At 43.6% G+C, this 22,224-nt stretch carries 23 protein-coding genes; 15 read left to right on the top strand and 8 right to left on the bottom strand.

The features are described 5' to 3' along the window. Positions 1-26: 26 nt before the first annotated feature. Together FDP09_RS02590 and porW are read right to left on the bottom strand one after the other, a co-directional pair. Positions 27-2,339, bottom strand: a complete 2,313-nt coding sequence (locus FDP09_RS02590; RefSeq protein WP_137401158.1) for a penicillin-binding protein 1A — start codon at positions 2,337-2,339, stop codon at positions 27-29. A gap of 7 nt (positions 2,340-2,346) precedes the next feature. Further along, a complete protein-coding gene (gene porW, locus FDP09_RS02585; RefSeq protein WP_137401157.1) occupies positions 2,347-4,977 on the bottom strand; it encodes a type IX secretion system periplasmic lipoprotein PorW/SprE in 2,631 nt (876 codons plus the stop codon). A 120-nt stretch (positions 4,978-5,097) separates the two neighbouring features. On the opposite strand from porW, the gene FDP09_RS02580 reads away from it, so the two are divergent. The 10 genes from FDP09_RS02580 (at position 5,098) to atpG (ending at position 12,127) form a co-directional block, all read left to right on the top strand. Next, positions 5,098-5,976, top strand: coding sequence for a M23 family metallopeptidase (locus tag FDP09_RS02580; RefSeq protein ID WP_137401156.1), 879 nt, complete (start codon positions 5,098-5,100; stop codon positions 5,974-5,976). A gap of 5 nt (positions 5,977-5,981) precedes the next feature. After that, complete coding sequence (locus FDP09_RS02575) at positions 5,982-6,428, top strand: bactofilin family protein (RefSeq protein ID WP_187328774.1); 447 nt, start codon at positions 5,982-5,984, stop codon at positions 6,426-6,428. After that, entirely contained in the window at positions 6,388-6,615 is a 228-nt protein-coding gene (locus FDP09_RS02570) for an AtpZ/AtpI family protein (protein WP_137401155.1), read from the top strand. Before FDP09_RS02575 ends, FDP09_RS02570 begins: the two co-directional genes overlap by 41 nt. Before the next feature lie 104 nt (positions 6,616-6,719). Beyond that, on the top strand, positions 6,720-7,103 hold the full coding sequence (locus tag FDP09_RS02565; RefSeq protein ID WP_229683516.1) for a hypothetical protein: 384 nt from the start codon (positions 6,720-6,722) through the stop codon (positions 7,101-7,103). A gap of 19 nt (positions 7,104-7,122) precedes the next feature. Beyond that, on the top strand, positions 7,123-8,151 hold the full coding sequence (gene atpB / locus FDP09_RS02560) for a F0F1 ATP synthase subunit A (RefSeq protein ID WP_137401154.1): 1,029 nt from the start codon (positions 7,123-7,125) through the stop codon (positions 8,149-8,151). Between the two features lie 34 nt (positions 8,152-8,185). Beyond that, positions 8,186-8,443: an ATP synthase F0 subunit C gene (gene atpE / locus FDP09_RS02555; RefSeq protein ID WP_015264455.1), complete on the top strand. Its 258-nt coding sequence runs from the start codon at positions 8,186-8,188 to the stop codon at positions 8,441-8,443. 79 nt (positions 8,444-8,522) lie between these two features. After that, entirely contained in the window at positions 8,523-9,017 is a 495-nt protein-coding gene (locus tag FDP09_RS02550; RefSeq protein ID WP_137401153.1) for a F0F1 ATP synthase subunit B, read from the top strand. A 9-nt stretch (positions 9,018-9,026) separates the two neighbouring features. Beyond that, positions 9,027-9,587, top strand: coding sequence for an ATP synthase F1 subunit delta (gene atpH / locus FDP09_RS02545; protein ID WP_137401152.1), 561 nt, complete (start codon positions 9,027-9,029; stop codon positions 9,585-9,587). Between the two features lie 35 nt (positions 9,588-9,622). Beyond that, on the top strand, positions 9,623-11,200 hold the full coding sequence (gene atpA, locus FDP09_RS02540) for a F0F1 ATP synthase subunit alpha (protein WP_137401151.1): 1,578 nt from the start codon (positions 9,623-9,625) through the stop codon (positions 11,198-11,200). 51 nt (positions 11,201-11,251) lie between these two features. After that, entirely contained in the window at positions 11,252-12,127 is an 876-nt protein-coding gene (gene atpG / locus FDP09_RS02535) for an ATP synthase F1 subunit gamma (protein WP_137401150.1), read from the top strand. Between the two features lie 103 nt (positions 12,128-12,230). Here atpG and lipA read toward each other — a convergent pair whose 3' ends face one another. Then, positions 12,231-13,109, bottom strand: a complete 879-nt coding sequence (lipA, locus tag FDP09_RS02530) for a lipoyl synthase (protein ID WP_137401149.1) — start codon at positions 13,107-13,109, stop codon at positions 12,231-12,233. A 59-nt stretch (positions 13,110-13,168) separates the two neighbouring features. Next, on the bottom strand, positions 13,169-13,900 hold the full coding sequence (locus tag FDP09_RS02525; RefSeq protein ID WP_137401148.1) for a hypothetical protein: 732 nt from the start codon (positions 13,898-13,900) through the stop codon (positions 13,169-13,171). A 68-nt stretch (positions 13,901-13,968) separates the two neighbouring features. On the opposite strand from FDP09_RS02525, the gene FDP09_RS02520 reads away from it, so the two are divergent. The 5 genes from FDP09_RS02520 to sdaAA all read left to right on the top strand — a co-directional run bounded on the left by FDP09_RS02520 (position 13,969) and on the right by sdaAA (position 18,826). After that, positions 13,969-14,373: an OsmC family protein gene (locus FDP09_RS02520; RefSeq protein ID WP_137401147.1), complete on the top strand. Its 405-nt coding sequence runs from the start codon at positions 13,969-13,971 to the stop codon at positions 14,371-14,373. A 235-nt stretch (positions 14,374-14,608) separates the two neighbouring features. Continuing rightward, positions 14,609-15,157, top strand: coding sequence for an RNA polymerase sigma factor (locus FDP09_RS02515; RefSeq protein WP_137401146.1), 549 nt, complete (start codon positions 14,609-14,611; stop codon positions 15,155-15,157). Next, positions 15,138-16,529, top strand: a complete 1,392-nt coding sequence (locus FDP09_RS02510) for a porin family protein (RefSeq protein ID WP_137401145.1) — start codon at positions 15,138-15,140, stop codon at positions 16,527-16,529. The genes FDP09_RS02515 and FDP09_RS02510 overlap by 20 nt, the downstream gene beginning before the upstream one ends. Before the next feature lie 19 nt (positions 16,530-16,548). Further along, positions 16,549-17,508, top strand: a complete 960-nt coding sequence (locus FDP09_RS02505; protein ID WP_137401144.1) for an FKBP-type peptidyl-prolyl cis-trans isomerase — start codon at positions 16,549-16,551, stop codon at positions 17,506-17,508. Positions 17,509-17,917: 409 nt separating this feature from the next. Beyond that, positions 17,918-18,826 carry an L-serine ammonia-lyase, iron-sulfur-dependent, subunit alpha gene (gene sdaAA, locus FDP09_RS02500; RefSeq protein ID WP_137401143.1) on the top strand — a complete coding sequence of 303 codons (909 nt, stop codon included), beginning with the start codon at positions 17,918-17,920 and terminating at the stop codon, positions 18,824-18,826. Here the strand turns inward: sdaAA and FDP09_RS02495 are convergent. The 4 genes from FDP09_RS02495 to FDP09_RS02480 all read right to left on the bottom strand — a co-directional run bounded on the left by FDP09_RS02495 (position 18,815) and on the right by FDP09_RS02480 (position 22,203). Next, complete coding sequence (locus FDP09_RS02495; RefSeq protein ID WP_137404919.1) at positions 18,815-19,273, bottom strand: hypothetical protein; 459 nt, start codon at positions 19,271-19,273, stop codon at positions 18,815-18,817. The genes sdaAA and FDP09_RS02495 overlap by 12 nt on opposite strands. Before the next feature lie 5 nt (positions 19,274-19,278). Beyond that, positions 19,279-20,208, bottom strand: coding sequence for a calcium/sodium antiporter (locus FDP09_RS02490; protein WP_137401142.1), 930 nt, complete (start codon positions 20,206-20,208; stop codon positions 19,279-19,281). A gap of 6 nt (positions 20,209-20,214) precedes the next feature. Next, positions 20,215-20,862, bottom strand: a complete 648-nt coding sequence (gene upp / locus FDP09_RS02485; protein WP_137401141.1) for a uracil phosphoribosyltransferase — start codon at positions 20,860-20,862, stop codon at positions 20,215-20,217. Between the two features lie 69 nt (positions 20,863-20,931). Then, positions 20,932-22,203: an OmpA family protein gene (locus FDP09_RS02480; RefSeq protein WP_137401140.1), complete on the bottom strand. Its 1,272-nt coding sequence runs from the start codon at positions 22,201-22,203 to the stop codon at positions 20,932-20,934. Positions 22,204-22,224: the final 21 nt, after the last annotated feature.

Below are 22,224 nucleotides of genomic sequence, written 5' to 3'. Positions count from 1 at the left end.
ATAAGTATGACTAAGGCTTATATGACTTAGAAGTCGTTGCTTCGTTGGTCATAGTCAAAGTCCGTGAATTCATCCGTTTGGATTTCGTATTCTTCGCAGTCTAGCTCCACACTTAGCGGTCTTTCAGGCCTTTCGAAAGAACCCTTTGTAATTCCCAAAGTAGGATCTTCATATACTTTGGTCATGTATTTTACCCAGATCGGACGGGCCGTTCTGGCTCCTTGACCGCTTATCCAGCTTCTAAAGTGTATAGCTCTGTCGTCACCACCTACCCAAACGCCTGATACCAAATCCTTGCTAAGTCCGATGTACCAACCGTCCGATGCATTTTGGGTGGTCCCTGTTTTGCCTCCTAGTTCATTGCCTTCCCTGAGATGCATGGGGACACCTTGGCTGGTTCCGCCACGTTCTTCAAATCCTCCCTGTAGCATGTGGAGCATTAAATAGGCATTTTCTTCACTCATGGCGGACCTTTTACGAGCGGGGAATTGGTGGAGTACATTACCGTTTTTATCTTCTATGCGATCGATATAGTACGGCTTGATGTGCTCTCCTTTATTGGCAAAGGTGCTCATGGCGCCGACCATCTCCAAAATGGATACATCGCTTGTCCCCAGAGCCAAGGCCGGTACTGGATCCAAATCACTGGTGATCCCCAGTCTATGGGCCATTTCGACCACTACCTCAGGGCTGATCTGTTTCATCATATAAGCTGTGATTGAGTTGATAGACTGTGCCATTGCCTGGCGGATGGTCATCTTTTCGTACGTGAACTTACCATCAGCATTGTTGGGACTCCACGTGGGTTGTCCTGGGATGTTTACTTCCACAGGCTGATCCACTACGGTATAGCATGGGCTGTAGCCATTCTCGATAGCTGCAGCATAAACGAAAGGCTTAAAGGTAGATCCCGGCTGTCGTTTGCCTTCGCGAACATGATCGTATTTGAAGTATTTGTGGTTTAACCCGCCTACCCAAGCTTTGATATGGCCCGAACGGGGATCCATCGATACAAAGCCTGTTTGCAGGAAGGTCTTATAGTAACGTAGGGAATCCATGGAGCTCATCAAGGTATCGATTTCACCTTTTTCCCAGGAGAAGACTTTCATTTTCTTCTTCTCGTTTAGCTTGATTTCTACGGAATCCGATTCTGCCCCATATTTATTGACCAGCACACGATAGGCTTCTGTTCTTTTGATCATGGTTTCCAAGAAGTTGGGTATTACCTTGTTGTTACTGTCCACCCACGGTTCTCTGCCACGAAGTTCGGATACAAATTTAGCTTGGAGTTCCCGCATGTGCTCATCCACGGATTCCTCTGCATATTTCTGAAGCCGGCTGTCAATGGTCGTGTAGATCCGCAGCCCGTCTCCGTAGAGGTCATAGGGCTTTCCGTCTGCTTTGAGGTTTTCCTTGGTCCATTTGAGCAGGTCAGACTTCACGATTTCACGGAAATAAGTGGCCAGTCCCCTGTTGTGGCTTTCTACATTGTAGTCCAATTCGATCGGCATTTTGGAGATGCTATCATATTGTGCCTGGGTAAGGTAATCGTATTTCTCCATCTGACTGAGTACGGTGTTTCTCCTTCTGGTAGAGTTTTCAGGATTGTAAACCGGACTGTAATATGTAGGGGCTTTGAATAATCCTACCAGCACTGCTGACTCCTGAACGTTAAGGTCCTTTGGGGTTTTGTTAAAAAAGGTCTTGGCGGCCGACTTGATGCCAAAAGCATTACTGCCAAACTCCGAGGTGTTGAGGTACATGGTCAGGATTTCATCCTTGGTATAGGCTTTTTCCAACTGTGTGGCCACAATCCATTCCTTTGTTTTGATGATGAGCATGCGTAGTCCAGGAACACTGCTGAGCGTTCCTTGGGATGCTTCTCCTCTTGTTTTGAAGAGGTTCTTGGCTGTTTGCTGGCTGAGGGTACTTCCACCTCCTGCACTGCTTTGCCCCATCAGTATGGTCTTAAAAAGCACCCTCGCCAATCCCTTGGGGTCGATTCCTGAGTGATCTTCAAATCGAATATCTTCCGTCGCAATCAGGGCATTGATTAGATTATTGGATAGCTCGTTATACGTTACGGGAGACCGGTTTTCCCGGTAATATTTTCCTAGCAGTACACCGTCTGCTGAATACAGCTCCGAGGCCAGTTCATTTTCTGGATTTTCTACTGCCTTAAAGTCCGGCAGGTCTCCATATAGCCCTAGAAAATTTACACTTACTGACCATACAAAGATGGCAAAGCCAAAAAGGCCAGCAAAAAGGGCGATCCATAATACTTTAATGATCTTTCCTGCTAAGGACCGGGATTTGGTGGTGTTTTTTTTATTACTCATGTTCGTGTCAATAGGAGGACTTAAAAAAGGCCTCGTATTCAGTAATGTCTTTCCTTTTATTTAACTGTTGGAAGTTTTGGATTGAAATCACAAAACTACGCTTTTTTAATTCCTCAGGTAATCCCTGATACTTAAATTCTGTCAAGAACTTCTTCCGGTAATCCATGGCCTTGGCTGCATTGGAAAAAGGGCTAACCAGCAGAATGGATTGATTGCGGGTAAAGGATAGGTTTCCTGTCCTTAACCTTGAATCCTGAAAATTCTTATCATGAAAATTTTCTAGCTCAGCACTTAGGTTTTTGGTCTGGGGGATCGCATCGGGATCAATGACCAAAATGAATATATGGGTTTGTTCTTTGTTTAGTTTATAAATCTGCTTTTCGGCTGCTACGCTATCCGAAGCAATGCGCTTGTCCGGGGTATTTATACGCAGTGAATCACTGACATTCGTAGAGTCCACCGAGGCTACCTGCTCTACTTCTGTTTCTCCAGTCAATGCTACTAGCATATTTCTTGCCATTTTTACAAGACCCGGGCTATCCGTGTTTTCAATGTAGTTTTCAAGTCGCTCTTGGTAGCGTCCTTTGGATTCGAGTTTTCCAGATAGCATGATGTCCAGTAGCAATAGCTTGTCTGTTACCTCCGTAAGGGGATACTTGTTAAGTGTGCTTTGGGTAAGGGTTTTGGCAATGCTATAGTCGCCTGATTGGAAGGCACTATAGGCTTTTTGATAGTTGGATTCTGCTGTTTTATTGGCTGCTGTGCTGGAGGTTTCACCAATGGGGTTGTTGACCGATTTGGTAAATGGGGAATCAGGAAATTCCTTGTTCAGCCTGCTGACATAATAAGTCGTGCTGCCGCCGGTTTCTTTTTCTATGAGGAAAAGGGTATAGTAGGCTTCTGCTTTTTTCTCTGAATCGGGATGGAATTGCAATAAATCGGTCAGGTATTCCCTGGCCAAGTCTGGTCGCTTAAGATCAAAATATAATACCTTTCCTAGTTGGAGTCTGGCCTCTTCCATTTGGTCATTCAGTTGGGAGATTTGTTCGGGATCTTTAGGGATGTTCGCCAGCAATGTGGCTTTATCCGGAAGGATACCGCGAATACTATCCTCTTGACTGACTTGACGGGCTGCGGTGGTGTCTCTAGAAGTAGGAAGGGAGGATACTGCGTTTCCGAAACTGCTGGACTTACGCCGCCAGTTGTCCTCCAAAGCCCTGTTTCCCCAATTCCTGAAAAATTCGATTTCTCCTTTTTGCATAGCCGTCGGGTTGTCAAAATAGAAGGTAGAGGCAGAAGCATTGCCACCAAAGGCCAATAGGTTATCGAAAATGCCTGCATTTTTTTTGGTGGTTTTGGCTTCAGCTTCGGCCAGTAAACGTTCCTCTTCAGCTTGAATATAGTTTTCAGCGATTTTTTCCTGCTCTTCAGGACGCATTTGACTAAGCTGTAGTAAGCTGTCATTTTTGGTTAATAATTCATAATTGACCGTGTACCTGTCCAGAATGTCCTGTTTGGAGGATAATGTTTGGTAGTTGGTATCGGTAGGCTTGAAATGTTGGAGTGCACTGTCGAGGTAGTATTTGGATGCCCTGTAGTCTTCTTTTTCGTCAAAGAAAATTTCTGCCAGTTTTTGGTAAATATAGCCTTTTTGTTTTTCGAGTTTCCCTGGCTCTTGGGCCGCTTGGTGAAGAAGCTTTATCGCTTCGTCGGTTTCTTTTTGTTTAAGTTCGAAAAGTGCCTTTTCATAGAGGACTACGTCCCTTAGGTCGGTGTTTTTACGGTCTTGATACAGGTTGTCATAGTAGTCCCTTACCTTTTTTAGATCCTTGCTTTTCTCAAGCTCGGCCACTTGCTGGGCGTACAGTTGACTGAAGAAAGCCAGTTCATAGGGAGGATTGCCTTCGGATGCGTTTTTATAATAGTCATAAGCCCTTGCATCGAAGCCGGCACGTTGATAGAGCTGGGCTAGGATAAAGTTTAGCCGGGACTTTTCATGGTTATCGGTGGTCACCTCAATGCATTTTTCGAGTGCCGCGATGACGCCGTCTTTTTCATGACGTGCTTCGTAATAGTAGGCCAGTGTTTTGTAGAGCTTTTGCTTGTTTTCTTTTGAAATCTCCGATTCCTTGGAGAGAAAATCAATGACATAAGAAGCATCGTCAAATTTTCGTTGTTCCACAAAAATCCGGAGCAACTGGATCAAGGCCTGATGGCGCACCTCATCGTCCTCACTATTTACATTAAGGTATTTGTACGTATTAATGGCATCATCGGTGTTGGCTTCATAATAATCGATCAGCCCAAGAAGGAAATAGCTGTCGTCCACCCATTGGCTGATACGGTGCCAGTCTATGGCCTTTCCTGCCAGCTCTCGGGCTTCATTCAGTTTTTCTTCATTAGCATCCACTGAGGCACTGTCAATAGGAAAATACACGGGAAGTACTTGGGTATAATCTTCCTGATAGGCTTCTCTAAAGCTTTTTTCAGCCTCTTGAATTTTTTCTTTTGCTAAGAAATAGGCATTGAATCGTGCCGTTACGTTATGGTACAGCCGGTTGGTAAAAGTGTTTCTTTCTGAAGAACACCCCAACAAAAGGAAGCATAGAAAAATAAGGAAATTTAAGGTCTTTCTCACGTTGCGCTGCATAAATCAATTTCAAGTTCCCAAATTAGTGTTTTTGAATCAATAATGTAAACGCTTACGTTTAATCTTGTAATTTTGTAATATTGGGCGATCAGGTAAACGTGGCATATTTTGGGATTACAACAAAAGATAAAAAACTGGATTGAAAATAAATACCTTTTCGTCATCAGGAGGGAGGAAGACTTCTCAGTCATTACTTCTTTAAGCATCAATAAGATAAAAGTAGGGCTTATATTTGTGTTTACTTTATTGGTTTTTTTCATGATTTCTCTCATCTTATCCAGGACCTTTTTGGCCAGTTGGTTTGATCCTGCATACCAAGAGTCTGAAAACATGAAGAAAATTTATTCCCTTTCCCAGACGGTGGATAGCTTATTGGTAGAGGTGGAAGCTAAGGATCGTTATCTTCAAAATATCCAGCAAATTATATCAGGGGAAACGGCCGGGGATTCATCAGCCGTGGAAGATGACGTCGTCGAAAATGCTGATCCTGTACGTGTTCCGACCAGCAAAGACCTGTATAGGAAAGGAGCTGCCACTCAGGAGATTATTGATGAATTTGAGGCCATGCCTCCTGATGAAGGTAGTTTTCAGCAGCTCAATAGCAGTTCGTTTACAGAGACCTTTTTCTTTTCGCCGATCAAAGGGGTGGTTTCGGCACGCTTTGATCTATCAAAGGATCATTTGGGCATAGACTTGGTGTCAGAGGAAAACGAACCGGTCAAATCGGTGGCCGACGGGACGGTGATTTTGGCAAGTTGGACGTTGGAGACGGGGTATGTCATCACCATACAGCACTCCAATGAACTGATTTCTATTTATAAACATAATTCTGTATTATTGAAATCCGTTGGTGAACCAGTGACTGGTGGAGAAGTCATATCTGTGGTAGGGAATACCGGGGAACAAACTACCGGTCAGCATCTTCACTTTGAATTATGGTATAAAGGGAATCCACTAAACCCACAAGAATTTATAACCTTCGATTAAAAATTATGTTTAATAAAGGAGAAGAAAAAAAATCGGTAGCGGAGATGGTAAACTCCAGTAATGTAATAGCAAAGGAAACTTCTATCAAAGGAGATATTGTCACTCAGGGAAATATCAGGATAGAGGGAGAGGTAGATGGGACCTTGAGTTCCAAAACCAAAATTGTCATTGGCGAATCAGCGCGGTTGATCGGTAATATTAATACTAAAGAAGCAGAAATTGCCGGTAATGTGGAGGGAGAGGTGAGGTGCTCCGAAATCCTTTTTCTAAAAAGGACAGCCGTCATTAATGGAAATATCCTTACCAAAAAGTTGGTCATCGAAAATGGAGCCGTCTTTAACGGCGATTGTAAGATGACTGAAAACGTCCAAACATCTACCAAAGGTGAAATAAATACGGTTTCCCTGAAAAATGAAAAATCCAAATCAGAAAAAGAAGTCGCCGCGGGATGAGTATCCTGAGTATGTAAAGTACATTGGGCTGGCATTTCAGATGTGCGCGATCATCGGATTGGGCACATGGCTGGGCTGGGTAATCCAAGAAGGTAGCGAGATGAAATTTCCCGTGTGGTTACTTTTGTGCTGTTTTGCGGCTATAGGCTTGGCCTTTTACAGTTTGTTTGTGTCCCTAAAGAAATGATTCCTGTAGTTCAAGGGTAGATCATCCAGCCTAAGAAATGAAGGCCTAACTTCCTAAATGAGAATTTATCCGTACTTTTGCACTTCATTTTCACCGGATACATTATGAAGTTTATCAAATCCCATATTGGCTCACTGCTAATGCTTACCATTTTTGTGGTATTGCTTACCGTGGTGGTGCAGTATCTTAAGCCTGACTGGGTTCATTCCAGCGTTTGGCAGATCATCATTTTTTACTTTGGTTTAATGTTGGTAAGCGGACAGCTTATTCAATTTTTATTAAAACAATCGAGAGAAAATTCTGTAGCTATACTAATGGGCGCAACAATCATTAGGTTTTTGGCAAGCCTTATTTTTATTGCTATTTGTTTATTTACAGAAATAGACAATAAGATTTTGTTTTTTGCAGATTTTTTTATCATCTATTTGTTGTACTTGTTGTTTGATATATACAGCTTAATAGCTAACTTGCGCCCTCATTCTAAGTAGGTCTATAATAATTGAGTTGATGCTTCGTAAGATTCTGTGCTTAAGCACCTTGATGTCAGTATTTTTGCTGGCGCTCTCGACTACAGCTTTTGCTTCATCTGATGCGGAAGGTGAAAGTGAAAACAAGACGGGATTCATCATGCACCACATAAAGGATTCGCATGAATGGCATTTCGCTACTTTTGGGCATACCCATGTGACCCTTCCGTTGCCGGTGATTATTTATTCTGGTGATCGAGGATTGGAGGTTTATATGTCCAGCGATTTCCAAGATCATGAAACCCACGCTTTTGGTGTAGAGCACAATGGTTATTATATCAATGAACACGATAAGCTGCATGCGGTGGATGAAAGCAGGACTTTTATAGACTTGTCCATTACCAAGAACGTCGCCATGCTGATTATTGTTGTGTTCATGATTTTCTGGGCAGTACTTTCTGCGGCAAGAAACTACAAAAGAAACCCTCATGGAGCACCTAAGGGCATTGCTTCTATTATCGAGCCATTGGTGTTGTTTGTGCGAGACGAAGTAGCCAAGCCAAATATCGGCCCGAAATACAGGAAGTTCACACCTTATTTATTAACCATATTTTTCTTCATCTTGGTCGGCAACCTAATGGGGCTAGTTCCCGGTGCTGCTAACCTGACTGGTAACATTGCTGTTACCATGACGCTTGCAGTGTTCACATGGTTTGCGACTAATCTTAACGGTAACAAGGACTATTGGAAGCATGTGGTTGCCACGCCAGGAGTGCCTCTACCGCTACTTATTGTTATTGTTCCGGTGGAAATTATCGGCCTATTTACGAAACCATTTGCTTTGATGGTGCGACTATTTGTTGCGATCACAGCAGGCCACATTGTAATCCTGAGCTTTATCGGTTTGATCTTCGTGTTCGAATCGTATGCAGTAGGAGTAGCCAGTACGGTAATGGTAGTATTTATCAACCTGATAGAATTGTTGGTAGCTGCCATTCAGGCTTATGTATTTACGTTGTTCTCTGCGATGTATATTGGACAGGCAGTAGCAGAGCACGATCATCACTAGAATTTCTTTGTTCAATTTATAAATTATAACACGTATGTTAACTTCATTATTGTTGTCTGCTGGCCTAGCACTTTTGGGTGCAGGTATCGGTGCTGGTATTGTAGCGATAGGCGCAGGACTTGGTATCGGTAGAATCGGTGGTCAGGCTATGGAAGGTATTGCAAGACAACCTGAAGCAGCTGGTAAAATCCAAACTGCTATGCTGATTATTGCAGCCCTTATTGAAGTGGTATCTCTGTTTGCAGTGGTAGTATGTCTGCTGATTGCGCTTAACGAGAACATCACTTTCTAAGAAGTACAAAGAATGGGGGTGGACGTTAGGTCCATCCCTACTTTATCATTTGAACAAAACAGTTTAAAACATTATATAGATGGATCTTATAATTCCTGGTTCTGGACTAATCATTTGGCAAATTATCGGTTTTGGGATTTTATTGATAATCCTGGGGAAATTTGCTTGGAAACCTATTCTCTCTGCGCTTGATGAGCGTGAGACGGCTATTGAGGGTGCCCTGAAAGCTGCTGAAAACGCGAGAAATGAGATGGCAAACCTGAAGGCAGAAAATGAGAAACTGCTTCAAGAGGCTAGACTGGAGCGTGATCACATTTTGAAATCGGCTAATGAAACCTCTGCTAAGATGATCGATGAGGCCAAAGAAGAAGCCTCAAAAGCAGGAGCCAAAATGATCGAAGATGCCAAAGCGGTAATTGAAACAGAGAAAAAAGCTGCATTGTCAGAAGTTAAAAACCAAGTGGCGACACTTGCACTGGAAGTGACAGAGAAATTATTGCGCAAGAACCTTGAAAGTGACAAGGCGCAAAAAGCGTTGGTGGAGGAGTTTGTAAAAGATCTTAAGTTAAATTAATCGTAGCAAATGTCAGTAAAAAGAGTCGCTTCGAGGTATGCCAAGTCCTTGTTGGAGTTGGCAGATGAAAGAGGAATACTGAAGGAAGTACACCAGGACATGGAGTCCTTGTTAGCGGTGGCGGGTTCCAATAGGGATTTTGCATTGATGCTAAAAAGCCCAATTGTAATGCCTGATGTGAAGGCCAAAGTGATCAAGAAGATATTTTCCGGAACAGCTCAGGAACTTACCTTGTCCTTTTATGATATCATTTCCCGTAAGCATCGGGAGGATATTATTGCTGACATTGCCAAAGCGTTTCTAGCGCTCTATAACCAGCACCAAGGCATCCAGAAAGCAGAGGTGACGACTACCTTCCCGATGGATGAAGCGCTCCGAAAGGTGTTTGCTGAAGCGGTGAAGGAAATCTCCGGTAAGCCCAAGGTGGAGTTGGTCGAAAAAGTGGATAAAGACATTATCGGTGGTTTTGTCTTGAAAGTAAACGACCGTCAGCTGGATGAGTCGATGAACAGCAAGCTGAAATCATTGAAATTACAATTCTCGAATAATCATTACGAGAAGCAGATTTAATAAATACAGGAAAAACTATATAACTATATTCAAGAATGGCAGAAGTAAGACCTGATGAAGTTTCGGCGATCTTGAGAGAGCAGCTCTCAGGTGCCAAAACGGAAGCTGAACTGGAAGAAGTAGGAACAGTCCTACAAGTTGGTGATGGTGTGGCCCGTATCTACGGACTATCCCAAGCTCAATCTGGTGAGTTGCTGGAGTTTGAAAACGGGCTCAAAGCAATGGTACTTAACCTAGAAGAAGACAATGTCGGTGCAGTACTTTTCGGAGACTCTAAAGGAGTGAAAGAGGGAGATACTGTAAAGCGGACTAAGCAAATTGCGTCTATCAAGGCAGGTGAAGGTATGTTGGGCCGGGTAGTGGATACCCTAGGGCAACCAATCGACGGAAAAGGGCCTATTGAAGGAGATCTTTACGATATGCCATTGGAGCGTAAAGCTCCAGGTGTAATCTACCGTCAACCAGTAAACGAGCCGCTTCAGACAGGTATCAAATCCATCGATGCGATGATCCCTATCGGTAGAGGTCAGCGGGAGTTGATCATCGGTGACCGTCAGACAGGAAAAACTGCCGTGGCGATCGATACCATTCTTAACCAAAAGGAATTTTACGAAAAAGGAGAACCTGTTTTCTGTATTTATGTGGCCATCGGTCAGAAGGCTTCTACAGTTGCGGGCGTGGTGGCAGCCTTGGAAAAAGGCGGAGCCCTTCCATACACGGTAGTCGTTTCGGCGGCAGCTTCTGATCCTGCACCTATGCAGTTCTTTGCACCATTTACCGGTGCTGCCATTGGGGAGTTTTTCCGTGATACCGGTCGTCCTGCATTGGTGGTTTATGATGACCTTTCCAAACAAGCCGTGGCTTACCGTGAAGTATCCCTATTGCTGAGAAGACCTCCGGGACGTGAGGCATACCCTGGAGATGTGTTTTACCTCCACTCAAGATTGTTGGAAAGAGCTGCTAAGATCAACTCTTCCGATACCATTGCCAAGGAGATGAACGATCTTCCTGAGTCCCTTAAGCCGCTGGTGAAAGGTGGTGGATCATTGACAGCCCTTCCGATCATTGAAACGCAGGCAGGTGATGTTTCTGCTTATATTCCTACTAACGTGATCTCCATTACCGATGGTCAGATCTTCTTGGAAACCAACCTTTTCAACTCCGGGATACGTCCTGCCATTAACGTGGGTATTTCCGTATCAAGGGTAGGTGGTAACGCACAGATCAAATCCATGAAAAAAGTTTCTGGTACCCTGAAGCTAGACCAAGCGCAATTCCGTGAACTGGAAGCATTTGCCAAGTTTGGTTCTGATCTTGATGCAACCACCAAGAGAACTATCGAAAGGGGTAGAAGAAACCAAGAAATCCTTAAGCAAGCGCAATACTCTCCTGTGAAAGTGGAACTTCAAGCGGCGATTATCTATGCTTCTACTAAAGGATTGATGGATAGCGTACCAGTAGAAAGGGCAAGAGAGTTTGAAAAAGAATTCTATACCTTGCTTACTTCCCAGTACCAAGAAGCAATCAATGCTTTGACCAAAGGTGATTTGGATACTGCTGGTAAACTACTTGAAAAAGCAGCTAAAGAACTTACACCTAAGTACGCAAAATAATTAATTGCTCCACCTCTCCGGGGGTGGAGTCCTTATTCTCTATTTGAAAATATGGCTAACTTAAAGGAAGTAAAAGAAAGGATTAACTCGGTCGTTTCGACGCAGCAAATTACCAAGGCAATGAAGATGGTGGCTGCCGCGAAGCTAAGGAGAGCTCAGGATAAAATCATCCAAATGCGTCCTTATTCTCAGAAATTAACTGCCATTCTTAATAACGTTTCTGCAGGAATAGAAGGCGGTAGCGATTTGGTCTATGCAGAAAAGAGAGAGGTCAATAATGTTTTGATCGTTCCTGTTACTTCAGATAAAGGACTGTGTGGTGCCTTCAATACCAATATCATCAAAGCTGCATCCGCAGCAATCAATACCGAATATGCCGGTAAAAATATTACTGTGCTTCCTTTAGGTAAAAAGGCATTCGATATTTTCAAGAAAAGAGAGGTGAATTTGGTAGATGATTTCTATCAGGTTTTCTCTGACCTTTCTTTTGACAAAGTCCGTGAGGCTGCTGAATATGCAATGGACGAGTTCGAAAAAGGCACCTATGACAAAGTCGTATTGGTGTATAACGAATTCAAAAATGTAGCGACCCAAGTGGTAAGAAACGAACAGTTTCTGCCGATGGAAAAAGAGGAAAGTGAAGAGAATATTTCCGCTACCAATGTGGATTACATCATGGAGCCTTCTCGTGATTACATCATGCAAGAGCTGGTGCCTACCTCATTGAAAATACAGTTTTATAAAGCGGTTTTGGAAAGTAACGCTTCTGAGCATGGTGCTCGGATGACGGCTATGGACAAGGCCACTGAAAATGCCGGAGAGCTCCTCAAAGACTTGCGTTTGATGTATAACCGATCTCGTCAGGCGGCCATTACAAACGAAATCCTTGAAATTGTGGCCGGTGCTGAAGCACTTGGTGGCGATTGATAAAACCATAAGAAGTGTAAATAAAAAAACTCTTTCCGCTACGGCAGAAAGAGTTTTTTTATGCCCAGATCTTTATGTGAAATATTACTTGATCCTTGGGGTCTTAGACATTTACATGCCTTTCAGCATGATAAGAAGACCTTACCAATGGTCCTGACTCTACATATTTTAGGCCTCTTTTAAGCCCTTCTTCCCTGTAATGGTCAAAAAGATCAGGGTGGATAAATTCGGCTACTTCAATATGCATTTTAGTAGGTTGTAAATATTGGCCAAGGGTAAGGATGTCACATCCGTGCTCGGCCAGGTCATCCATGGCTTTATAGACTTGCTCTTTGGTTTCTCCAAGACCAAGCATGATGCCAGTTTTCGTTCTCTTGCCGTATTCCTTGGTCAGCTTGATCTGCTCAAGGGATCTCCAATATTTGGCCTGTGGCCTGACCCTCCTGTAAAGGCTTTCTACTGTTTCCATGTTATGAGAAACGACTTCTTGGCCACCATCGATCATACGATACAGCGCATCCCAATTGGATTTCACATCCGGGATAAGCGTTTCTATGGTGGTTTCAGGGGAAAGGTTTTTGGTCTCAATGACGGTTTGGTACCAGATTTCTGCCCCCCTGTCTTTGAGCTCATCCCGGTTTACCGAAGTAAGTACAGCGTGTTTTACGCCCATTAGTTTGATGGCTTCTGCCACTCTTCTAGGCTCATCGGTATCATATTCTGGCGGCCTTCCTGTGGCTACGGCACAAAAAGAGCAACTGCGGGTGCAAACATTTCCCAAGATCATGAAAGTGGCTGTGCCGGCTCCCCAGCATTCGCCCATATTGGGGCAGTTACCGCTTTCACAAATGGTATGGAGCTTATGTTCATCGACCAGTTTCCTGACCTTTGCGTATTCTTTTCCCACTGGGAGTTTTACTCTCAGCCAGTCAGGCTTTTTACGCTTTTTGGATTCTTCGGATATTACGGGTAGTTCTATCATCTCACTATCTTAACTTGTCGCAAAATTAAGGTTTTGTTACAGCAAAACCAATTAATGGTTTATTTCCTGAAGCCGTAGAAGAGTGTGAAGTAAGCCGACTGGAATATTTGCCGGTTTTCTGTAGTGGGCATCAGGGGAATCTCTTTAGTAAAACCTTCCAGTTCATATCCTAGTTCCAATCCGGTGACATTTGATTTAAAAACTCCAAATTCAAAGGATAGGGCTGCTTTAACATTGGCTCCGATGGCCAGCTGAGACTCTCCCAAGCCCTCAAATAGATGTCCAGGTCCCAGGATATAGGAGAGTGATTGGTGGACTTCTGGGTCATATTGAACCCTAGTACTTTCAGAATTGGAAGTAGCGTACTCAATATAATAGGGGGCAATGATTCCAAAGGAAGGGCCGATTGCTGAAAGCACGGAAACCTGTACTCCTTTTTGGGGCGCTTTTTTGAAGAGGATCAGTTCACGGCCATATTGCGGGCGGATGCTGTAGAGGTAATTGGATTTTCCGTAAATAAAGCTGTTACCAAGAATGGTGCTGTAGCGGGCTTCTTTTGGGTTTTTGACATTGGCCATTTCCAAAGAGAAAAACTGAAAGGTGTTCTCGGTAATCCTCGAACCTATCTTTAGGTACAATCCTCCGATCAGCCCTCCGTTGAAGTTCTTGTTTATACCGAAGAGCACTTCTTTGTCATAGTCATAGTCTCCAGCTTCTCTGCCTTGCCCCATTAAAAAGTGCGGGGCGGCCAGCAACAGTAAGAGGATAAGATATTTTGTTCCTTTTGTCATATGTTCTAAGGAATTATACGCTAATTTTGTTCTATATGTTAGATAACTTCAAATAAAAATAAAGGTTTATGCCTACTATTAAAAGCACCTACCTCGAAAATCTCCGAACCAGTTCCCAGCATTTGCAATCAGGCAGGGAGATCATCACTGATGCCCCAGTGGATAACAACGGTAAGGGAGAAGCGTTTTCTCCTACTGATTTGGTGGCTTCTGCCCTTGGGAGCTGTATGGTGACCATTATGGGCATTGTGGCACAGCGGGAAGGAGTGGAACTTGAGGGGTTAACCTGGGAAGTGACCAAGGTAATGGCCAGTAACCCCAGAAAGATCAAAGAGATCATTATTGACTTTTCATGGGAGAAGCCATCGGATGATCAAAAACTATTGCAAAAGTTAAAGAATGCCGCAAAAACCTGCCCTGTGGCTTTGAGCCTTTCGGAAGAGGTGGCACAGACGGTAAACTTTGATTTTTAATGGGGATGATGTATTAGGAATTATCATTCGATCCGAAGCGTCAAGGAATTCAGTTGGGATGCGTAGCAACTGATTAGTAAGCAATTACGGGTTAATAGCCAATTGTATCTATCCTGTAAATGTAAGTGGGGACATGGATAGGCCGATAGGTGAATATTTTTTTTTTTAAAAGCTTGTAGCATTTTTTGATCAGCTGTCGTCTTGAAAGTAAACATAGCATATAAAAGCCAGTCGATTGGACCAATACCTTATTCAAGAAGCCAAAGATGGTAAGCCCAAAGCCCTGGAAATGCTCTATAAGCATTTTTACGGGTATGCTATGAGTATCTCGCTGAGGTATTCCAATAGCCGTGAAGAGGCATGTGAAATTGTGAACGACAGTTTTATGAAAGCGTTTGACCGAATCCAACAGTATTCGGAAAGTAGCTCCTTTAAAGCATGGTTCCGAAGGATTGTGATCAATACTTCCATAGACTATTACCGAAAGAATGTCAAGCACTATGCGGTGATGGAGATCGAAAAGGCATCTGCGAAGACCTATGATGCTTCCATTATCGATGAGTTATCCAAGGAAGACATCCTTGGAGCCCTCAGGGATTTGCCAGAGGTGATGCGAATCATCTTCAATATGTATGAAATAGAAGGATACAATCACAACGAGATTGGAGAGTCTTTGGATATTCCTGCCAGTACGAGCAGGACGTACCTGGCACGTGCCAAACAGCGATTAAGAGAAAAGATAACAGAGTTAAACAGAATTAAAGATGAAGGAGCAGTTCGATAAGCGGCTTGTGGAGAGGATCAAGGACTCCTTCGTTCACCATGAAGAGAGTTTTGATCAGGCAGAATGGGAGAAGTTTTCCCAAGTCTATTTTAACAAACCGACAAAGCGTAAAAAGTTGGTGTTGTGGCCATTTATTGTGTCCACGGTAGCTGCGTCGCTGACGTTGCTGTTTGTGTTCTACCCCTATGAAAAGGAGATTGAAAAAGGTGTGACCGATCTGAAGGGAAGTATTGCCCAAAAAAGCAAGAAGCTGGATGAGATCTTAAAACCCATCGATGATTCTACCAAAGAGCAGACGGAAGAAATTAAGCAGCCGGCCTTGGCAACTGTCCCCAAGCCACCTCTGGAGCACACTGAGCAGGTAAATAGCGACAATGGAAGTCGATCACGAGAGATGGCGTCACCTATTGCCATGTCGAGGAAGGCTGATTTCGATACCGATGAGTCGAATCTTGTACTTCCTTCTTACCCCATTACTAGGATGACAGCTCATTTGGACGGGAAGCCACAGGAGTATGTGGATCAGTCCGTTTACGCAACACCCCAAAGCAATCAATCCAAAAAATCCTATATGGATGAAAATGTCGCCCAAAATTGGGTGGATGAGTGGAAAGAAGGCGAGAAGAGTGAAAGCAGTGAGAAAGATGTAAAAAATACCAATACGATCATCAAGAATGATCAAGGAAAGGAAAGCCCCTTCAGATTGGGTATTCAAGCAGGGCCACAGGCAGCCTCTAGTTCCACGTCTGGTATGCAGCTAGGTGCTGGTGTAGTTTCAGAATTTTCCATTAGCGATAGGATCAAGCTTGATGTAGGGGTGAATTATGCCCATCAGCAATTTGAGCCGGAGACGCTGAACAAGCTTCCTGAATCCATGCAGATGCGTGCGATGAGCAGTGCGGCGCCGAATGAGGCTTCATATACTGTCACCAATGATTATTTGGGATCTGAATATACCATGAGTTACTATGGTCTGGATATCCCTATAAACATTAAGTATAAGGTGATGGACAAGGAGAAGGCCAATGTGTTCGTGATTACCGGGCTTTCCAGCATGGTTTATTTTGACCAAACAGGAGTGGAAACCTTTGCGGTGGAATCCAAGTTTACAGAGGATTTTGCTGGGGCGTTACAATTCAGTGAGTCCATACAAGAGTATTCCCAGGAATATTCTCCAGGCAGTGAGCAATCCAATGTGGATCTTGGAAAAATGCTGAATTTATCTTTTGGTTATGAGTATAACCTTAGCAATGGAACGTTTCTTTCCATTGAGCCATACTACAAGCTGCCTCTCGGCAACTTAACCTTTACCAATCAGCAGTTTTCCATTGGAGGGGTGAATTTGAGAATGAATTTTCAGTTCAAAAAATAATAAATAAACTAACCAACACATGAAAAGAGTTTTAACTGCGGCAATTGCAATGTCGCTAATGTCCACGATGTCATCGTGTCTGAATGATGAAGAGACAGCGTATGAAAAACAAGTCAAAAGGGAAAACCAAGAACTTGCTGACTTTATCGGTCAAAATGGTATCGATGCGGAGAAAACCAGTGCAGGGTATTATTTTGAATTGCTAGAAGATGTCGAAGATGGACAGAAGTTCAATGATGAAGACATCATCGGGATTTATTATGAGATGGAGACACTAGATGGAGCCTTTATCGATTCGCATACCGAGGAGGATGGTGAGCCGATCAAGTTCAAGTATGACAAAGAACAGCAAACCTTAGCACCTATAGCCATAAACTCTGCTGTGGCCATGGCTGAGCTAGGGGAGACAGTGGTGCTTTATGTGCCGTCATATTTGGCCTATTCGGATTATAGCTATGGGCAGTTGATTCCTCAATATGCCAACATGAAAATCACCGTGCATTTTGAGAAAATTTACGCTCCCCAAGAGGTTGCGGCCATGGAGGATGATATGATTCAGCAGTACATTTCCCAAGAAAACCTGGAGGGATTTGAAGAAGTGGAAGATGGTGTCTATGTAAGAATTTTGGATGCCGGCGATGAATCATCCGAAGCAAGCAAGAACGGAAATACCCTTAGGTTTACATTTGAGATGTTTGCGCTTGGAGAAGAAGATCCTTTTTCTAAGGTGACCGATAATACCGTGACCACGGATCTAGGTGATGATGACAACTACGATTTCCTCAATATTGGCTTCAAAGACCTTCATGAAGGGGCTGAAGTGGAGATTATTTCACCGTCGGCATCTGCGTTTGGCAATACCGCTCAAGTATTACCGGATGCTATTCGGGAGGACTATTATGAAAAGGGCTTTCTTTCTGTCATTCTTAGGCCCTTTACGCCAATATTGTTCACCGCGGAGATAGAAAGTGTTGATTGATAGGTAGCTGTAAATAACATACAATGTAAGCCTCCTGCTCCTATGAGTAGGAGGCTTTTTGGATCAGGCCAAAAAGTTTGGGGGAATGTACTTGGTATTGCTAGCCAGCAGGTGCCGTAGATTATGAGGACTTTACCGATATTTTTTAGGGTTCGTTCCAAAGGAAAATCACCTTGGATTTTTTCAGTCCAAAGAGGCCTGCAAACTGATCTTTATTTCCGGATTTTCTTCTTGATCGAAGGCCGAGAGCCTAGTCCAGTACTTCTCGAGCTCTTTTTAGGGTTGGATTGGGAAAGAGGAATCAGAGCTGATTTCCGTGGGGCTTGTGTTAAGGAAAGATTTAATCATTGGAATTTGTTTTGTACAAAGCAATGTGGAACTTTGACAGTTGAATATAAACCCGAAGAGAATGAGTTACCTATTTGAAACTTTTCATGGATGGAAATCATACTGTGAGGAAAAGGAGGTCCCTTTATATACCCCTGTAATGGAGTATGAGAAGGAGCAGAGAAGCAAGCCCGAAGAGGAAGTATGGGAAGGACTGCTCAATGCTTACCATGTGATGAAAGATGCCGTGGAGACAGGCCTCAAGGAGGAGATGGTGTCCCGGTCAGGTATGATCAACAATGGCGCAAAGAAAGTATATAACAATCCATTATCCGTGCTGTCTCCCGAATTCCAACGACTGATCTCAAGAGCATTGGCAGCGAAGGAGGTGAACAGCTGTATGGGGAGGGTTGTAGCAGCACCTACGGCAGGTGCCTCGGGCATTTTACCGGGTACGCTTTACACTTTACAGGAAATCCACGGACTGGAGGATCAGAAGGTCTTAGAGGGACTTTTGGTCGGTGCGGGAATTGCCTTGATCATTGAACAGAATGCGAGCTTGGCTGGAGCCGTGGGAGGCTGTCAGGCAGAGACGGGGTCAGCTGCTGCGATGGCTTCAGGAGCAATGGTCTATTGTTTGGGAGGTAATACAGACCAGGTCTTTAATGCCGTGGCGATTACGATCCAATGTATGTTGGGATTGGTCTGTGATCCTGTTGCGGGACTTGTGGAAATACCTTGTGTGGTGAGAAATGCCAGTGCAGCGGCCATTGCCAATAGTTCTGCACAAATCGCCCTATCGGATGTCAGTGGGGTGATTCCTGTGGATGAATGTGTGGAAGCAATGGGAGAGATAGGTGCCAGTATGGAAAACAAATACAAAGAAACTGCCTTGGGGGGATTGGCCGCTACCCTTACCGGCAAAGGGATTGCAAAGAAAGTGTTGATTCAGGACATCGAAATGTTGCCTGATGAGGAATCACCCGATTAATTGTTTCAAAAAGGGGATTTTCATCAGTTGATTGATGGACATTCCCAGAATGAAAGACCAGCAGATCGCGCTCAGCAACATATAGGAGAAAATCTTTCTACGCTTTACGCCAAAGGATGTCAGAAGTATAGTTCCTCCTATAGGCGTCAGCACGAGGGGGGTGATGGCTGCGACACCTGCTGCGCCGAATTTTTGCCATACCTGAATGATCTTCCTTGTTTTTGGGGTAAATTTCTTTTTGTTCTTTCGGATTTTGATGGTCCAGTTTGTTTTGATCCACTCCCCTAAAAAGGTGAATACGACTACACTGGTCATCATGCCGGAGACCGTAACCAAAATAATTTCAAAAATGCTGTATTGGGCAGCATTGCCTAGTAATGGGCCTCCAATGAATTTGAATAGGCAAACGACATAGATGGCTAGGAACTGGAGAATATATTCAAGCATTTGGCTCACAGGAGAAATATTAGGTACAATCCATAAACAACAAGTAGAATACCGCCTTCTAGTCGGCTGATTTTATAGCTAGTTCTCATGATAGGGAACAGTAACACCGTAAAACCAATCATCCAAAGGAAGTCTGTTGAAAGAAATAGGTCACTTACTTCAATCGGCTTTATAATAGCAGTAACACCAATTATGGAAAGAATGTTCTGCATATTGCTGCCTAAAATGTTTCCTAATGCGATATCGGTTTCTTTTTTTCGCGCAGCCACTACGGAGGTCGCTAGTTCAGGTAAACTGGTTCCAATCGCAATGATCGTTACGCCTATGATGCGTTCGCTAACACCATATTCTTTTGCTAGCGTCACGGCATTGTTGACAAGTAATTCCGCTCCAAAATAAAGTCCCAAAATCCCTGCTATGATATAGCCGATGGATTTTAGATGAGGTTCATGTTTGGCTTTCTCAGCCTCTTTCGTAGAAAATTCCTCAGGAAGCTGATTGGACTTTTTGAAGTAAAACCAATTGATAAGAATTAATAGTAAGAAGAGGATAATGCCATCCCAAAGGGATATCCAATTGTTCAATGCCAGTAGATAAAATAAGATCGTGGCGAACAAAGTGAACAAGTAGTCAAATTTAAGAATTTGAAAATTCAGCTTTATAGGGTATATCAGTGCAGAGATTCCAAGGACCAAGGAGATGTTAGAAATATTGGAGCCTACTACGTTTCCTACTGCAATGTCACTTGTGCCTTTTAGTGCTGCAGTGACGCTGACCAACAATTCGGGCGCAGAAGTGCCAAATGCCACGATGGTCATTCCAATAAGCCCGGGACTCATGCCCAACTTGGCAGCGATGGCTGATGCACCATCTACCAAAGCTTTTCCACCAGCTAAAAGGATGAGAAAGCCTATAACAATCAACGCGTAAATCAAAATCAGTTAATGTTTTGGTCCAAAAGATAAATCACCAGCGTCGCCTAGCCCAGGGACGATGTAGGCTTTTTCATTGAGCTTTTCATCGATGGCACCAAGCCATAATTGATAGGGGAGGCCGAGGTGGGATTTTAGGTGCTCCAAACCTTCAGGTGCAGCGATAGCTGCTACGATGTGGATGTTTTTAGGGGTGCCATTTTTTAATAGCTGCTGGACACTGGTGACCAGTGATTTTCCTGTCGCTAACATAGGATCTGCCAAAATGATCTCCTTTCCTTCTATTTCTGGAGCGGCCAGGTAGCTGAAGTCAATCTCTACTTCGCTATCAGTCGTGCCTTCCTTTCTGAACGCGCCGATGAAACCACTATCTGCTTGGTCAAAATAGTTCACTATTCCATTATAAAAAGGGATTGCAGCTCTAAGGATGGCGATGATCACCGGGGAAGATTTGAGTTTACGGGAAGGAGTGTCCGCCAGTGGTGTAGTGATCGTATGGGTGTCGTATTCTAAGGATTTAGAAAGTTCGTACGATAATATCTCTCCCAGACGCTCCATATTTCTACGGAATTTTAGGCGGTCGTTTTGCTGGGAGATGTCCCTGAGGCCTTCCAGATAATGGTTGGCAATGGAGTTTTGGTCGGTAAGTACAAACATATAGCCCAAAAATAAGCAAAAAAAAACCGACCTGAAAAGGCCGGTTTTAAATAATGCTTTAAGCTTTTATTATTGAACTTCGAAGGAAGCTCTTCTTGCAAGCTGACGAGCATCTGCAGATTGCTTATCTACGCTAGTATCTTCACCATATCCTTTGTAGGAGATTCTGGAAGAATCAATACCAGCAGCTACTAGCAGGTCGTAAACAGCTTTAGCTCTTTTCTCAGATAATTTCATGTTGTAATCGTCAGGACCGATTTCGTCAGCATAACCTTTGATCTCAACATTTACACCTGGATTTCTCTTCAAGAAGTTAGATACATAGCTAACTGAAGAAGAAGAGTAACCAAGTGGCTTAGCACTGTCGAATGCATAGTAAACGTTTACATAGCCTTCGTTAATAGCTTTCTTGAAGAAGTCAGTTTCGTCAACCTCTTCTACAGGACATCCATTGTTAGATGCAGGACCTGGAACAAAAGCACAGTCGTCAGAGTGGTCAGGGATGCCATCACCGTCAGAATCAAGTGTTCTACCGTGAGAGTCAACTCTTGCACCAGCAGGAGTGTTAGGCTCTTTGTCCAAGTAGTCAGGTACACCATCACCGTCAGAGTCTTTCAACATATCTTTGATCTCACCGATTTGGCTTTCCAGCTCGTCCTTGGTAGCATACTGAGATTGTCTTACATACCAGTCAGCGTGAACATCGTTGCCGCCAAGGTAGAAAGAAAGTCCCAATGTACCAGTCCAAGATACCGCATTGGCACCGTAGAAGCCAGGATCGCCAGGGTTGATAGAAGTATGTCCATCGGTGGCGACATTTTGACGGCCTGCGATCAACATGCTGATGTCACCATTCAGGGAAACTCTGTTGCCAAGTCGAACTTGTGGAGTGAAGCCAAAGATGAAGTTATACGTATCGTCTTTGAAGTCAGCCCATTCGTTTTCTTGAGGAGTTACTCTTCCGAAACCAGCACCAAAGTGCGTCAATAGACCAACTGTGTTCGTCCAAGTCTCGAAGTTAAAAACTCTGGCAAGGTTGGCAACACCTTGAAGGTTAACTCTGTAGTAATTTGTTTCGAAAGATGGCGTTTCATCAGCGTTTTGATATTTACCAAAACCATAATCCACTTTCGCACCGAATTTCTCATTGAACATGTATCTAACACCTACGTCAGCATGTCCAAGGTTCAAGGAAGGGGAATAATAACCTGGTGACATGGGAGTCATAGGTTTATTGAACCCACCATTGACATCGATTGACCACTTGTTGAAGTCATCTTGGGCGTTAGCTCCAACTGCTAACGCTCCAGCCATTAATGTTGATAGTAATAATTTTTTCATGATTTAAAAAAAATTTTTTTT

Origin of the sequence: Echinicola rosea (genome assembly GCF_005281475.1) — a bacterium.
Classification (GTDB): domain Bacteria; phylum Bacteroidota; class Bacteroidia; order Cytophagales; family Cyclobacteriaceae; genus Echinicola; species Echinicola rosea.
Note: the sequence above shows the minus strand (reverse complement) of the source record. Positions and strands in the feature narration are given on the sequence as shown.

Excerpts from the sequence above, each read along its gene's own strand:
- FDP09_RS02590 (WP_137401158.1), bottom strand. The coding sequence starts at position 2,339 with ATGAGTAATAAAAAAAACACCACCAAATCCCGGTCCTTAGCAGGAAAG.
- FDP09_RS02575 (WP_187328774.1), top strand. The coding sequence starts at position 5,982 with ATGTTTAATAAAGGAGAAGAAAAAAAATCGGTAGCGGAGATGGTAAAC.
- FDP09_RS02570 (WP_137401155.1), top strand. The coding sequence starts at position 6,388 with ATGAAAAATCCAAATCAGAAAAAGAAGTCGCCGCGGGATGAGTATCCT.
- FDP09_RS02565 (WP_229683516.1), top strand. The coding sequence starts at position 6,720 with ATGAAGTTTATCAAATCCCATATTGGCTCACTGCTAATGCTTACCATT.
- atpB (WP_137401154.1), top strand. The coding sequence starts at position 7,123 with ATGCTTCGTAAGATTCTGTGCTTAAGCACCTTGATGTCAGTATTTTTG.
- atpE (WP_015264455.1), top strand. The coding sequence starts at position 8,186 with ATGTTAACTTCATTATTGTTGTCTGCTGGCCTAGCACTTTTGGGTGCA.
- FDP09_RS02550 (WP_137401153.1), top strand. The coding sequence starts at position 8,523 with ATGGATCTTATAATTCCTGGTTCTGGACTAATCATTTGGCAAATTATC.
- atpH (WP_137401152.1), top strand. The coding sequence starts at position 9,027 with ATGTCAGTAAAAAGAGTCGCTTCGAGGTATGCCAAGTCCTTGTTGGAG.
- atpA (WP_137401151.1), top strand. The coding sequence starts at position 9,623 with ATGGCAGAAGTAAGACCTGATGAAGTTTCGGCGATCTTGAGAGAGCAG.
- atpG (WP_137401150.1), top strand. The coding sequence starts at position 11,252 with ATGGCTAACTTAAAGGAAGTAAAAGAAAGGATTAACTCGGTCGTTTCG.
- lipA (WP_137401149.1), bottom strand. The coding sequence starts at position 13,109 with ATGATAGAACTACCCGTAATATCCGAAGAATCCAAAAAGCGTAAAAAG.
- FDP09_RS02525 (WP_137401148.1), bottom strand. The coding sequence starts at position 13,900 with ATGACAAAAGGAACAAAATATCTTATCCTCTTACTGTTGCTGGCCGCC.
- FDP09_RS02520 (WP_137401147.1), top strand. The coding sequence starts at position 13,969 with ATGCCTACTATTAAAAGCACCTACCTCGAAAATCTCCGAACCAGTTCC.
- FDP09_RS02510 (WP_137401145.1), top strand. The coding sequence starts at position 15,138 with ATGAAGGAGCAGTTCGATAAGCGGCTTGTGGAGAGGATCAAGGACTCC.
- FDP09_RS02505 (WP_137401144.1), top strand. The coding sequence starts at position 16,549 with ATGAAAAGAGTTTTAACTGCGGCAATTGCAATGTCGCTAATGTCCACG.
- sdaAA (WP_137401143.1), top strand. The coding sequence starts at position 17,918 with ATGAGTTACCTATTTGAAACTTTTCATGGATGGAAATCATACTGTGAG.
- FDP09_RS02495 (WP_137404919.1), bottom strand. The coding sequence starts at position 19,273 with ATGCTTGAATATATTCTCCAGTTCCTAGCCATCTATGTCGTTTGCCTA.
- upp (WP_137401141.1), bottom strand. The coding sequence starts at position 20,862 with ATGTTTGTACTTACCGACCAAAACTCCATTGCCAACCATTATCTGGAA.
- FDP09_RS02480 (WP_137401140.1), bottom strand. The coding sequence starts at position 22,203 with ATGAAAAAATTATTACTATCAACATTAATGGCTGGAGCGTTAGCAGTT.